The organism is Tropicimonas aquimaris, assembly GCF_042676185.1.
GTDB lineage: Bacteria > Pseudomonadota > Alphaproteobacteria > Rhodobacterales > Rhodobacteraceae > Tropicimonas > Tropicimonas aquimaris.
On sequence record NZ_JBHTJT010000051.1, the window covers coordinates 83,055 to 95,470 of the forward strand.

Below are 12,416 nucleotides of genomic sequence, written 5' to 3' on the forward strand. Positions count from 1 at the left end.
CCGGCGGGGTTCCCTTACGATGCCGGCGTCGAGGAAACCCCAACCTGTGCGGGGCGCAGCAGCCGTTCGTGGAGCAGGAAGCCCTCGGCCATCACCTGGATGATGTCGCCGGCCTTGGTGCCGGGCACCGGCGCCTCAAACATCGCCTGGTGGACCTGCGGATCGAACTTGTCGCCGACCTCAGGCTTCAGCCGGTGAATGCCATGCTTCTCGAACACGTTCAGCAGCTCGCGCATCGTCAACTCCACGCCCTCGATCAGAGCGGCCGCCGCGGCCTTCTGCTCCTCGGTCGCAGCTTCGAGAGCGCGGTTGAGGTTGTCGTAGACAGGCAGCATGTCGCGGGCGAGCTTGGAGCCGCCGTATTGCTCCGCCTCGCGCCGGTCGCGCTCGCCGCGCTTGCGGGAATTCTCGGCATCGGCCAGGGCGCGCATGAACCGGTCGCGGAAATCGTCGCGTTCCGCCCGCAGCGTCTCCAGCTCGCTATCCTCGGTCAGCGGATCGGACATGAAGTCTTCCGCGCCTTCGGCCAGTTCGTCGAGGGAGATATCGTCCAGCCCGGGTTCGTGTTGCTCGTCTTTCTTCGCTTCCGCCATCGTAACTCTCTAGCTCCGGTCCGAGATCATCCTGCCCACCAGCTGCGCGGTGTAATCCACGATGGGCACAATGCGTCCGTAATTCAGTCGCGTGGGGCCGATCACGCCAACCGCACCCACGATCTTTCGATCCGCGTTCATATAGGGAGAAACCACCAGAGAGGAACCCGAAAGTGAGAAAAGCTTGTTCTCCGAGCCGATAAAAATTCGCACACCCTCGCCCTCGTCGGTGAGCTCGAGGAACTCGGCTATATCCCGCTTGCGCTCCAGGTCGTCGAACAGGGTCCGGATCCTATCGAGGTCCGCCGCCTCGGCGCCGGCCTCAAGCAGGTTGGCCCTGCCGCGCACGATCAGGCGTTCAGTCGATTCCCCCTCGTCGGCCCAGATCGCCATGCCGCTCTCGACGAGATCGCGGGCGAGGCTGTCGATCTCCTGCCGGCGCGTCTTGATCTCGCGCTCGATGGCGCGGCGCAGTTCGGTCACCGTCCGGCCGTCCGCCAAGGCGTTGAGGAAGTTCGCGGCCTCCCGCATCGACGAGGGCGTCTGGCCCGGCGGCGGGGTGAAGATGCGGTTCTCCACCTGCCCGTCGGCAAAGACGAGCACCACAAGCGCCCGGTCCGGCGCCAGCTGGACGAACTCGACGTGACGGATCGGCGCCTCGTGTTTCGGCGCCAGAACGAGGCTCGCGAATTGCGTCGCGCCGGACAGCGCCGACCCGACGCGGCTCATCAGGTCCCCGATGTCGCTGTCCTTGCCGCCGAGCGTGGCGTCGATCCGCTCACGGTCCTCGCTGTCCAGGTCCCGGACCTCCAACAGCCCGTCAACAAACATCCGCAACCCCTGCTGCGTCGGAATCCGCCCGGCCGAGACGTGCGGCGAGTCCAGCAGCCCCAGGTATTCCAGGTCCTGCATCACGTTGCGAATCGTGGCGGCCGAGACCTTTTCGGACATGGTCCGGGTAAGCGTGCGGGAGCCGACCGGGTCCCCGGTCGTCAGATAACCTTCGACCACCCGGCGGAATACCTCCCGCGAGCGGTTGTTCATCTGCTCCAGAATGCGTGCGCTCTCGTTCATTCCTCCAAACCTGCAAAGCATGGTCAGGGCCAAGTCAGGATTTAGGTACGGAACCCCGTCGGGGTCAATCGGGGTTGCATCACGCTGCCTTGAAAGCCAAGAGAGGGGCAACCTTTTCCTGGGAGAAACACCATGCGCCCTTCCGGCCGCAAAACCGACGAAATGCGCCCGATCGTGATCGAGACCGGCGTCACCCGCCACGCCGAAGGCTCCTGCCTCATCAAATGTGGCGACACGCAGGTCCTGTGCACCGCCAGCCTTGACGAGCGCGTGCCGCCCTTTCTCAAGAACACTGGCCTCGGCTGGGTGACCGCCGAATACGGCATGCTGCCCCGCGCCACCCACACCCGGATGAACCGGGAGGCCAAGCGCGGGCAGTCCGGCCGGACGCAGGAGATCCAGCGCCTGATCGGCCGTGCGCTGCGCGCCGGCGTCGACCGGGTGGCGCTCGGCGAGCGGCAGATCGTGATCGACTGCGACGTGATTCAGGCCGACGGCGGCACCCGCTGCGCCTCGATCACCGGTGGCTGGGTCGCGCTGCGCCTTGCCGTCAACAAGCTGATGAAGGCAGGCGACGTGATCAGCGACCCGATCACCGACCACGTGGCTGCCGTGTCCTGCGGGATCTATGGCGGACAGCCGGTTGTAGACCTCGACTATCCCGAGGACAGCGAAGCTGGCACGGATTCGAACTTCGTCATGACCGGCTCCGGCCGTCTGATCGAGATCCAGGCCTCCGCGGAAGGCGCCACCTTCGGTCGCGACGATCTCGACACGCTGATGAACCTCGCCGAGGGCGGCATCGCCGAGCTGGTCGCGGCGCAAAAGGCAGCGGTCGGGGGCTGAACGATGCGGAAGTTCGACGGCAAGGAACTGGTCATTGCCTCGCATAACAAGGGCAAGGTGAAGGAGATCCGCGATCTCCTCGCCCCCTTTGGCGTCTCCGTCACATCGGCCGCCGAGCTCGGACTCCCGGAACCCGAGGAAACCGAGGACACCTTCGTCGGCAATGCCCGCATCAAGGCCCATGCCGCGGCACAGGCCAGCGGCCTGCCCGCCCTGTCGGACGACAGCGGCCTCAGCGTCGAGGCGCTCGATGGCGCTCCCGGCGTCTACACCGCCGACTGGGCCGAAACGCCGGAAGGCCGCGACTTCGCAATGGCGATGGGCAAGGTCTGGGAAGCCTGTGAGCAGCGCTCTGCGCCGGAACCGCGGATCGCGCGGTTCCACTGCCTGCTCTGCCTCGCCTGGCCCGACGGGCATGACGAGGTGTTCGACGGGTTCGTCCAGGGTCGGCTGGTCTGGCCAATGCGGGGCGCGCACGGCTTCGGTTTCGACCCGATGTTCCAGCCCGACGGCGAGGCCGAGACCTTCGGCGAGATGGACCCGGCCAAGAAGCACGGGATGAGCCACCGAGCCGACGCCTTTGCCAAGCTGGTCGCGGGTTGCTTCCAGCGGTGAGCGCGTCCGGCGAAGACTGGCAGGCCGCCGGGTTCGGGCTCTATGTCCACTGGCCGTTCTGCCAGTCGAAATGCCCCTATTGCGATTTCAATTCCCATGTCGCCGAGCATATCGACCAGAAGCGATGGGCCGATGCACTGTCTCGCGAAGTGGAGCGCGCCGGCGCGCTAACCGGGCGGCGCAAGCTCGACACGGTGTTCTTCGGTGGCGGCACGCCGAGCCTGATGGCGCCGGAGACGGTGGCGCAGGTGCTGGATACCGTCCGCGCCACCTTGCCGCTCGCCAACGACTGGGAAGTGACGCTCGAGGCCAACCCCACCTCGGTCGAGGCGGGCCGTTTCGCCGCCTACCGTCAGGCCGGGGTGAACCGGATCTCGCTCGGCGTGCAGTCCTTGAATGATGGGGACCTCCGACGCCTCGGTCGGCTCCACTCCGCGGCAGAGGCGCGTGCCGCCTTCGATATCGCGCGGCGGGAATTCGACCGTGTGTCCTTCGACCTGATCTATGCCCGGCAGGACCAGTCGCTCGACGCCTGGTGCGAAGAGTTGGACCGGGCGCTCGAAATGGCGATCGACCACCTGTCGCTCTACCAGTTGACGATCGAGCCTGGCACCGCCTTTGGCGCACGCGCCGCGCGGGGCGGTTTGCGCGGCTTGCCGGACGAGGATCTGTCGGCGGACATGTACGACCTGACCGTCGAACGATGCGCCGAGGCGGGCCTCGAACTCTATGAAGTGTCGAACTTCGCCCGGTCTGGCGCGATCTGCAAACACAACATGTTGTATTGGAGTGCCGGTGACTACGCAGGTGTTGGGGCTGGAGCGCATGGGCGCCTGACCCTGAAAGGACAGAGGCACGCCACGGTCTGCCCATCGGCACCTGGTGCCTGGCTCAAGAAGGCCGAACAGGAGGCTGACGCCTTCGAGGAATTCGCTCCCCTGTCTGGACAGGAGGCCGCAGAGGAATATCTCTTGATGGGGCTGCGGGTCACGCAGGGCATTTCCATGTCGCGTCTGCTTGCGATGGGCGCAGACACCGATCTTCCAAACCGGGTGGACAGGATGGTGGAAGCCGGCATGTTGGCGTGTGAGGGCGATACCCTGCGCACGACGCACCAGGGGCGCGCCCTGCTGAACGCGGTGTTGCGCGAATTGCTTGCGGGGTAAGCGAATGCGGGTTCTCTGGGGTGCTGCCGGCGCCGTGGCGCTTGGCCTGGGAGCCATCGGGATCGTGCTCCCGCTCGTGCCGACCGTGCCCTTCGTCCTGCTCGCGGCCTTTTGCTTTTCCCGCTCATCGGACCGAATGCATGACTGGCTGGTCGAACACAAGGTCTTCGGCCCACCGATCCGCGACTGGCGAGAAAGCGGCGCGATCTCGAGGCGCGGCAAGCGCTATGCCTCGGTGTCGATCGGCGCCGTCTTTGCGGTGTCTCTGGTGATCGGACTGCGCCCTGCCCTGCTTGCCATCCAGGCCACGGTGCTCAGCGCTGTCCTCCTCTTTATATGGACTCGTCCAACGGGCTCTCGCTGAGCACGCGGCAGAGCGCGTCGAGCTGGTCGAGAGTCCGGTACTGGATCACCATCTTGCCGGACCCGTCGATGTCCATGTGATCAATGGTAACCTTCATCCGGAGGTTCGCCGAAAGATCCTGCTCCAGAGCGCGCGTGTCCGCGTCCTTCTCCGCACGGCCGGCGGAAACTCGCGGCGTCCCGCCCGGTTTTACCGGCGCATTCGCTCGTTTTACCAGCGCCTCGGTCTCCCGGACCGAAAGCCCCTGCGCCACCACCTGCCGCGCAAGTTCGGCAGGGTTGTCGGTGGTGATCAGCGCCCGCGCATGGCCTGCGGAAAGCTTGCCCTCCCGCAACAGCCCCTGAACCTCGGTCGGAAGTTGCAGGAGGCGCATGACGTTGGCGATGTGACTCCGGCTCTTGCCCAGTGCCTGGGCCAGTTGCTCCTGGGTGTGTCCAAAACGGTCAATAAGCTGGCGATAGCCGAGCGCCTCTTCCACCGAATTCAGATCAGCGCGCTGGATGTTCTCGATGATCGCGATCTCGAGCACTTCGGTGTCACTCAGATCGCGCTGGATGACCGGAACTTCGTGCAGCTGCGCCATTTGCGCGGCACGCCAGCGACGTTCACCGGCGACGATCTCGAAACGATCCGGATTGCGCGGGCTCGGACGGACGATCAGCGGCTGCAGCACGCCCTTGGTGCGGATCGAATCCGAAAGTTCCTGCAGCGCGGTCTGGGAGAAATCCTTCCGCGGCTGGTCCGGATTGGCCTCCAGCTTCTCGATCGGCAGGCGCCGCTCGTAGGGCTGCGGCCCACCCGTCGGCGCGGCGTTTGCCGGCTCAATGGCCACGTCTGCCATGAGAGCGGAAAGACCTCTGCCCAGCCCGCGGGTTTTCTGACTCTTCTTTTCCATGGTTGCCTTTCTAGACGGTAACACCAACGCCGCGCGCGAGCATTTCCTGTGCGAGGGCACGATACGCGGCGCTGCCTTTCGACGTGGTGTCGTATTCGAGGACGGTCTGGGAGAAACTCGGCGCTTCGGAGATCCGCACGTTCCGGGGCACCCGCGTCTGGAACACGAGGTCTCCCAACGCGTCGCGCGCATCCTCCTCAACCTGCTGCGAGAGGTTATTGCGTACGTCGTACATGGTCAGCACCACGCCTTCGATGCGCAAGCCGGGGTTGGCGGTCTGGCGGACCTCCCGGAGCGTGAGCATCAGTTGCGAGAGGCCCTCTAGCGCAAAGAACTCGCTCTGCAGCGGAACCAGCACGGAGTGCGCCGCGACCATCGCGTTGACCGTCAGAAGGTTGAGTGATGGCGGGCAATCGATCAACACGTGATCATAGCCATATGTGGTAACCGCCGGTTGGCGCAACGCATCATGCAGTAGGAAACTGCGGCGTTCATTCGTGACCAGCTCGATGTCCGCCGAGCTGAGATCGGTCGTGGCCGGCGCGATCCAGAGGTTTTCGAAGTTGGTGGGGCGCACAATGTCCCCAAGCGGCACATCGTCCAGAAGTAGGTCGTAGGTCGATTTCTCGCGATCCGCAACGTCTATGCCCAATCCCGTGGAGGCATTCCCTTGGGGATCGAGATCGATCACGAGAACCTTCCGACCGTCTTCTGCGAGCGCGGCGCCAAGGTTGATGGCCGTCGTCGTCTTGCCGACACCACCCTTTTGGTTGGCGACGGCAATGATCTTTGGCCCCGGGGCCCGGTGCGACTCAGACACGCTCGATTTCTCCAAGTACAAGGATGGCGGTATTCGGGTCCGTTATACTCGGCCTGCACTCCAGCTTGAAGCGCCACGAGTCGGATGCTGACGCGACTTCCTCTTCTGCCCGCACTCCCTTTGGAAACAGACAATGTCCCTCTTTGGCAAGATGAGGATAAGCGTAAGACAGAAGATCCGGGAGTGACGCAACCGCACGGGCCGAGATCAGGTCGGCCGATTGGGGCGCCATGTTCTCAAGCCTCTGGGCGGCGACTGTCGCGTTCACCCTTGTTTCTCGCAGCACTGTCATCAAAAAGGCCGACTTTCGCTTGTCGCTCTCGACGAGGGTGAACTCCAGTTCCGGGGCGAGCTCGGAGGCGAGGATTGCGCAAACGAGACCGGGAAAGCCGCCCCCCGTTCCAAAATCCAGCCAATGCCCGGAAGGTGCCGGCGCGGCGGCGAAGACTTCGGCGGAATCCAGAATATGCCGGCTCCAAGCGGTCTCGATCGTGCCTGGCGACACGAGGTTGATCGCCCGGTTCCACTTTGTCAGGAGAGACAGGTGCGTTTCTAGACGGTCGCGTGTTTCACGTGAAACATCTCTACCGAGGACCGAAGCCAGAGCATCAACAATATCAGGCACGTTGACGTTCCGCTCGCCGGAGATGCGCCAGAATGAGTGTGAGAGCGGCAGGCGTCATGCCATCGATGCGTCCAGCCTGCGCCAAGGTCTCCGGACGTACCCTTTCGAGCTTCAAGCGCAGCTCATTCGACAGCCCCTTGAGTGCCGCGTAACTGAAATCAGCAGGAATCTCCCACGATTCATCTTTCCTGAGTGCCGCCACGTCCCGCGACTGCCGATCGATATAATTTGCGTAAAGGGCATCCCGCCCGATCTGCTCCAGTACCTCGGGGGAAATCTCCGACATCTCCGGCGCCGATTTCGCGAAGGCTTCAACATCTGCGCCCGGGAGCGCCAATGCCTGAAGAGCGGTGCGCCGCGGGCCATCCTCGTTCACCCGAACACCGAGGGATTGCAGTGCGCGGGAGGTGAACTCAATCCCTGTGAGGATCTCCCGGGCCCCGTATATCTGCTCCATTTTGTCGTTGAAGCTCCGATGCCGATACTCAGACACCATGCCAAGTTCAATACCCAAGGGCGTCAGCCGCTGATCCGCATTGTCCGCTCGTAGCGACAGACGGAACTCCGCCCGCGAGGTGAACATGCGATAGGGTTCCGACACACCCTGAGTGATCAGATCGTCGACCATCACGCCGATGTAGCTTTGGTCACGACGAAAATGCACAGGGTTCTGCGCTAGAACAAACCGCGCCGCATTCAGGCCCGCGACAAGTCCTTGCGCCGCTGCCTCCTCGTATCCAGTGGTCCCATTGATCTGCCCGGCAAGGAACAGACCCTCATGACCTCGCAGCCTCAAGCCAGCGTCCAGACTGCGAGGATCCACGTAATCGTATTCAATTGCATAGCCCGGCTGGAGAATGCGCGCGGCCTCCAGGCCGGCGATCGAATGCACGTAATCGTGCTGAACATCCTCCGGCAGCGACGTTGAAATCCCGTTTGGATAGACAGTGAAATCGTCCAGTCCTTCGGGCTCGAGGAATATCTGGTGTGAGGTCTTCTCGGCGAACCGAACGATCTTGTCCTCGATAGAAGGACAATATCTGGGGCCAACCCCCGCGATATGCCCACCATACATGGCGGAACGGCTCAGATTGTTCCGAATGATCTCGTGGGTTCGCTCATTGGTATGGGTGATCCCACAGGATATCTGCTGCACCACCGGGCCCGTCGACAGAAAGGAGAACATGGACGGTTCTTCGTCCCCGGGTTGGCTATCCAGCCGCTTCCAATCAATCGTCCGTCCGTCAAGGCGCGGCGGTGTGCCCGTCTTCAGGCGTCCGAACTCAACACCAAGGTCGCGGATCTGGTCGGCCAGTTTCTGTGACGGTCTGTCGCCCATACGGCCACCGGGACGCGAGACATCCCCGATGTGGATCACACCATTCAGAAATGTGCCAGTGGTCAGAACCACAGCGCCGGCGTGGAGCACGGTCCCGTCCCCAAGTTCAAGACCAGTGACGCGTGCGCCGTCGGTCTGTAGAGCGCAAGCTTCGCCGGTGACGAGTGTCAGTTTCTCGGTCGCGCCAATCTCGCGCTGCATGGCCGCCTTATAAAGCTTCCGATCCGCCTGGGTTCGAGGCCCTTGAACGGCCGGACCCTTTTTTCGGTTCAGAAGCCGAAACTGAATTCCGGCCTGATCCGCTACGCGGCCCATCAGACCATCGAGCGCGTCGATCTCACGAACAAGGTGCCCCTTTCCTAGCCCTCCGATGGCAGGGTTGCAGGACATCACGCCAAGATCGTCGGCCTTCAAGGTGACCAGAGCCGTACGCGCACCGGCGCGAGCGGCAGCGGACGCCGCATCGCATCCTGCATGGCCGCCGCCAACAACGATCACATCAAAGTCGTGTTTCACGTGAAACATCCTCACTTCCCGATGCAGAACGAACTGAAGATCTCCCCCAGCACGTCCTCAACTCCAATCCGTCCAACCAGGCTGTCGAGCGCACGAATCGCCAGCCGAAGATTCTCCGCCGCAAGTTCCGCAGCATCACCGCCGGAATATAGCCATTCCTGCGCCAGCTCCAAAGCCTCCACGGACGCATTCAGCGCTTCGGCATGACGCAACCGCGTAGCTGTCCCGGCGCCAGACACCCGATTTGACAGAACCTCGGAAACGAGAGACAGAAGTTCCGACACACCCTCCCCCGTCGCACCAGAGACCGGTAGCCCCGAGCCGACACGGCCCAGGTCGCACTTCGCCGACACCCGTACATCCCCGTCACGCAAGTCGACGCCAAGGTCGTCCTCGCCCAGGATGATCCGAAGGTCCGCCGCTTCCGCCCTCATTCGGGCCCGGTCGATCCCCAGGGATTCGATCTCGTCCTCAGTCTCGCGCATACCCGCCGTATCGAGAAAGGTCACAGGTATCCCGCCCACATCCATCCGAACCTCGATTACATCCCGAGTCGTCCCCGCGATCTCCGAAGTGATCGCAGCGTCCCGGCCAGAAAGCCGGTTGAGCAGCGTCGACTTCCCCGCATTCGGTGGTCCGATGATAGCGACCTCGAAGCCATGACGAATCTGTTCGGCCGCGCTGACACCAGCGATTTCCATCCGGAAAACCGTCGCCAGATCCGCCAGAATCTCATGCACCTCAGGATACACATCCTGCGGAACTTCTTCATCGGCGAAGTCGATCGTCGCTTCAAGAAGCGCAGCTGCGCGGAGCAGCGACGCTCGCCAGTCCTCGGCCTTTCGGCTCAGAGCGCCGGTGAAGCCCTGCAAAGCCTGCTGTCGTTGCGCCTCGGTTTCCGCTTCGATGAGATCGGACAGGCCCTCGACCTGCGCCAGATCAAGGCGTTCGTTCTCCAAAGCCCGCCGGGTGAATTCCCCAGCCTCGGCCGCGCGCAAGCCATCCATTCCCGAAAGCGCCGCAAGGAGCCGCGCAACAACCGCCGGGCTCCCGTGGGTCTGAAACTCGACGCTGGCCTCACCTGTAAAGCTGGCGCCCGCTTCGAACACCAGCACCAGCGCTTCATCGATCGGTTCTTCACCGTCTCGCAAACGACGGATTGCCGCGCGACGGGGCTCCGGAAGCGATCCGCACAGACGACGACACGCCGTCCAGGCCTCCGGACCGGACACTCGAACCACTGCTACCCCGGAACGGCCGGGCGCCGTTGCCAGGGCGTAGATCGTGTCCATCGCTCTCCTCGTGATCAGGCGCCGGTCAGGTGTTCATCGAGTCGAAGAAGTCGGCGTTCGATTTCGTCTGCTTGAGCTTGGAAATCAGGAACTCGATTGCATCCGTCGTACCCATCGGGTTGAGGATCCGACGCAGCACAAAGGTCTTCTGCAGATCACCCTTGTCGACCAGCAGGTCTTCCTTCCGGGTGCCGGATTTCAGGATGTCCATCGCCGGGAAGACGCGCTTGTCCGCGACCTTGCGGTCCAGCACGATTTCGGAGTTGCCGGTGCCCTTGAATTCTTCGAAGATGACTTCGTCCATCCGGCTGCCCGTGTCGATCAGCGCGGTGGCGATGATCGTCAGCGATCCGCCTTCCTCGATGTTCCGGGCCGCACCGAAGAACCGCTTCGGCCGCTGCAGCGCGTTGGCGTCCACACCACCGGTCAGCACCTTACCCGAAGATGGCACCACGGTGTTGAAGGCTCTACCAAGTCTTGTGATCGAGTCGAGCAGGATAACAACATCTCGCTTATGCTCGACCAGACGTTTGGCTTTCTCGATCACCATCTCCGAGACAGCGACGTGACGCGTCGCAGGTTCGTCGAAGGTCGAGGAGATCACCTCACCCTTCACGCTCCGCTGCATGTCGGTCACCTCTTCCGGGCGCTCGTCGATCAGCAGGACGATGAGGTAGCACTCCGGGTGATTCTTCTCGATCGAGTTGGCGATGTTCTGCAGCAGCACCGTCTTGCCGGTCCGCGGTGGGGCCACGATCAGGCTCCGCTGGCCTTTCCCGATCGGAGCGACCAGGTCGATGATCCGCGCCGAGCGATCCTTGATTGTCGGATCGTCGACTTCCATCTTCAGCCGCTCGTCGGGGTAGAGCGGCGTCAGGTTGTCGAAGTTGATCTTGTGGCGCGCCTTCTCCGGCTCTTCGAAGTTGATCTGCGTCACCTTCGTCATGCAGAAGTAGCGCTCGTTTTCGCGCGGCGCCTGGATCACGCCATCAACCGTGTCACCGGTCCGCAGCGAATACTGGCGGATCATGTCGGGCGAAACGTAGATGTCATCCGGGCCGGGCAGGTAGTTGGCCTCCGGCGAGCGCAGGAATCCGAAACCATCCTGCATCACTTCGAGCACACCATCGCCCGAGATCTCCCAGCCATCCTCCGCGCGCTCCTTGAGGATTGCGAACATCATGTCGCCCTTGCGCATCGTCGATGCGTTGTCGATGTCCAGCTCTTCCGCCATTGCGAGAAGATCGGCCGGAGTCTGGGCCTTGAGGTCGGACAGTGTCAGGGAGTCTTCGGCCATGAATGCGCTTTCCTGGCCGTGCACCGGCCGTTGCAACTTTAGAGATAGGAGAGACCTGGCAGGACAGCCATTGGCGCGGGATCTAAGGGCTCAGGACCGCCATGTCAATCTCTTCGCCCCTTTCTCTGCTGGCCTGCGGCCTCAGAAGCGTAGGATCACGGCAAAGACGATCACGATCATCAGCACCGTCGGAAGCTCGTTCATCATCCGGTAGGTCCGCCCGGAGAGGCGGAACTCGCCCGCCACGAAATCCTTGCGCCGCGCTGCAAGCCACATGTGGAACCAGGTCATGGCGATTACGGATGCGCCTTTGGCATAGGGCCAGAAAGCCGTCCAGTCGACGATTCCGGGCGTCAGGACCAGCATGAGGCCGAAGAGCCACGTCGCGATCATGGAAGGGTTCATGATCAGCTTCAGAAGCTTCCGCTCCATCATCTGGAACACGCCGTCCATTTGCGTTCCTGGTGTCGTCTGCTCCGTGTGATGCACGTAGAGCCTCGGCAGGTAGAAGAGACCCGCCATCCAGGCAATCACGGAGATCACATGCAGGGACTTGGTCCAGAGATAGATATTGCTCAGCCAGTCCGTGATCATCGCGTTTCTCCCCTCGGATGGTCCCCGCTCTCTTAAATAGAAAAGAAAGATAGAAAGAAAGATGTGGTAGTTGTAGGGGCTGTGGAGATGTGGATTATCGAGATGTCCACAGTCCGATCCACCGGGGGAAAGCTGTCGGAAAGGTTTTTCGTTGTCACCGCAACGTCTTATTTTTTACTATGTTTCAATACCTTATTTGAAACTCGCCCCAAGTATGAACTTGTGGATGAAATCCGAATGCTGGTGGATGGGTGTTTCTGTCCGCCAATCGCCGCATCGAGTTTTCCGCCGGGGATGACTCTCGAGCGGGATCGGGGCAAACAGCCCGAAATCCACCATCTGGCAATTCTGTCCCAATCGGGTCACAACGCATCCACCCC

At 62.5% G+C, this 12,416-nt stretch carries 13 protein-coding genes; 4 read left to right on the plus strand and 9 right to left on the minus strand.

The annotated features are described in order from the left end of the window. Window positions 1-14: 14 nt before the first annotated feature. Both ACFQ2S_RS21470 and hrcA read right to left on the minus strand, forming a co-directional pair. On the minus strand, window positions 15-593 hold the full coding sequence (locus ACFQ2S_RS21470; RefSeq protein ID WP_386077835.1) for a nucleotide exchange factor GrpE: 579 nt from the start codon (window positions 591-593) through the stop codon (window positions 15-17). A 9-nt stretch (window positions 594-602) separates the two neighbouring features. Further along, window positions 603-1,667 (minus strand): heat-inducible transcriptional repressor HrcA, encoded by a 1,065-nt coding sequence (gene hrcA, locus ACFQ2S_RS21475; protein ID WP_386077838.1) that lies wholly within the window; start codon window positions 1,665-1,667, stop codon window positions 603-605. A 132-nt stretch (window positions 1,668-1,799) separates the two neighbouring features. On the opposite strand from hrcA, the gene rph reads away from it, so the two are divergent. Genes rph through ACFQ2S_RS21495 form a run of 4 tightly spaced genes read left to right on the plus strand, consistent with a single transcriptional unit; the run spans window position 1,800 to window position 4,658 of the window. After that, window positions 1,800-2,513 (plus strand): ribonuclease PH, encoded by a 714-nt coding sequence (gene rph, locus ACFQ2S_RS21480; RefSeq protein WP_089234667.1) that lies wholly within the window; start codon window positions 1,800-1,802, stop codon window positions 2,511-2,513. Window positions 2,514-2,516: 3 nt separating this feature from the next. After that, window positions 2,517-3,128: an RdgB/HAM1 family non-canonical purine NTP pyrophosphatase gene (rdgB, locus tag ACFQ2S_RS21485; protein ID WP_386077841.1), complete on the plus strand. Its 612-nt coding sequence runs from the start codon at window positions 2,517-2,519 to the stop codon at window positions 3,126-3,128. Beyond that, entirely contained in the window at window positions 3,125-4,294 is a 1,170-nt protein-coding gene (gene hemW / locus ACFQ2S_RS21490) for a radical SAM family heme chaperone HemW (protein WP_386077844.1), read from the plus strand. Before rdgB ends, hemW begins: the two co-directional genes overlap by 4 nt. Window positions 4,295-4,298: 4 nt before the next feature. Continuing rightward, window positions 4,299-4,658, plus strand: a complete 360-nt coding sequence (locus ACFQ2S_RS21495) for a YbaN family protein (RefSeq protein WP_386077846.1) — start codon at window positions 4,299-4,301, stop codon at window positions 4,656-4,658. Here ACFQ2S_RS21495 and ACFQ2S_RS21500 read toward each other — a convergent pair. The 7 genes from ACFQ2S_RS21500 to hemJ form a co-directional block, all read right to left on the minus strand. Continuing rightward, a complete protein-coding gene (locus ACFQ2S_RS21500; protein WP_386077849.1) occupies window positions 4,627-5,553 on the minus strand; it encodes a ParB/RepB/Spo0J family partition protein in 927 nt (308 codons plus the stop codon). The two genes, ACFQ2S_RS21495 and ACFQ2S_RS21500, sit on opposite strands and share 32 nt — an antisense overlap. A gap of 10 nt (window positions 5,554-5,563) precedes the next feature. Next, window positions 5,564-6,373, minus strand: coding sequence for a ParA family protein (locus tag ACFQ2S_RS21505; RefSeq protein ID WP_386077852.1), 810 nt, complete (start codon window positions 6,371-6,373; stop codon window positions 5,564-5,566). Next, window positions 6,366-6,998, minus strand: a complete 633-nt coding sequence (gene rsmG / locus ACFQ2S_RS21510; RefSeq protein ID WP_386077855.1) for a 16S rRNA (guanine(527)-N(7))-methyltransferase RsmG — start codon at window positions 6,996-6,998, stop codon at window positions 6,366-6,368. Before rsmG ends, ACFQ2S_RS21505 begins: the two co-directional genes overlap by 8 nt. After that, complete coding sequence (gene mnmG / locus ACFQ2S_RS21515; protein ID WP_386077858.1) at window positions 6,991-8,862, minus strand: tRNA uridine-5-carboxymethylaminomethyl(34) synthesis enzyme MnmG; 1,872 nt, start codon at window positions 8,860-8,862, stop codon at window positions 6,991-6,993. Before mnmG ends, rsmG begins: the two co-directional genes overlap by 8 nt. Before the next feature lie 2 nt (window positions 8,863-8,864). Then, the gene (mnmE, locus tag ACFQ2S_RS21520) at window positions 8,865-10,145 is read right to left on the minus strand and encodes a tRNA uridine-5-carboxymethylaminomethyl(34) synthesis GTPase MnmE (RefSeq protein ID WP_386077860.1); all 1,281 of its coding nucleotides are present in this window, start codon (window positions 10,143-10,145) and stop codon (window positions 8,865-8,867) included. 25 nt (window positions 10,146-10,170) lie between these two features. After that, window positions 10,171-11,442, minus strand: a complete 1,272-nt coding sequence (rho, locus tag ACFQ2S_RS21525; protein WP_386077862.1) for a transcription termination factor Rho — start codon at window positions 11,440-11,442, stop codon at window positions 10,171-10,173. Window positions 11,443-11,583: 141 nt separating this feature from the next. Continuing rightward, complete coding sequence (gene hemJ, locus ACFQ2S_RS21530; protein WP_386077863.1) at window positions 11,584-12,036, minus strand: protoporphyrinogen oxidase HemJ; 453 nt, start codon at window positions 12,034-12,036, stop codon at window positions 11,584-11,586. Window positions 12,037-12,416: the final 380 nt, after the last annotated feature.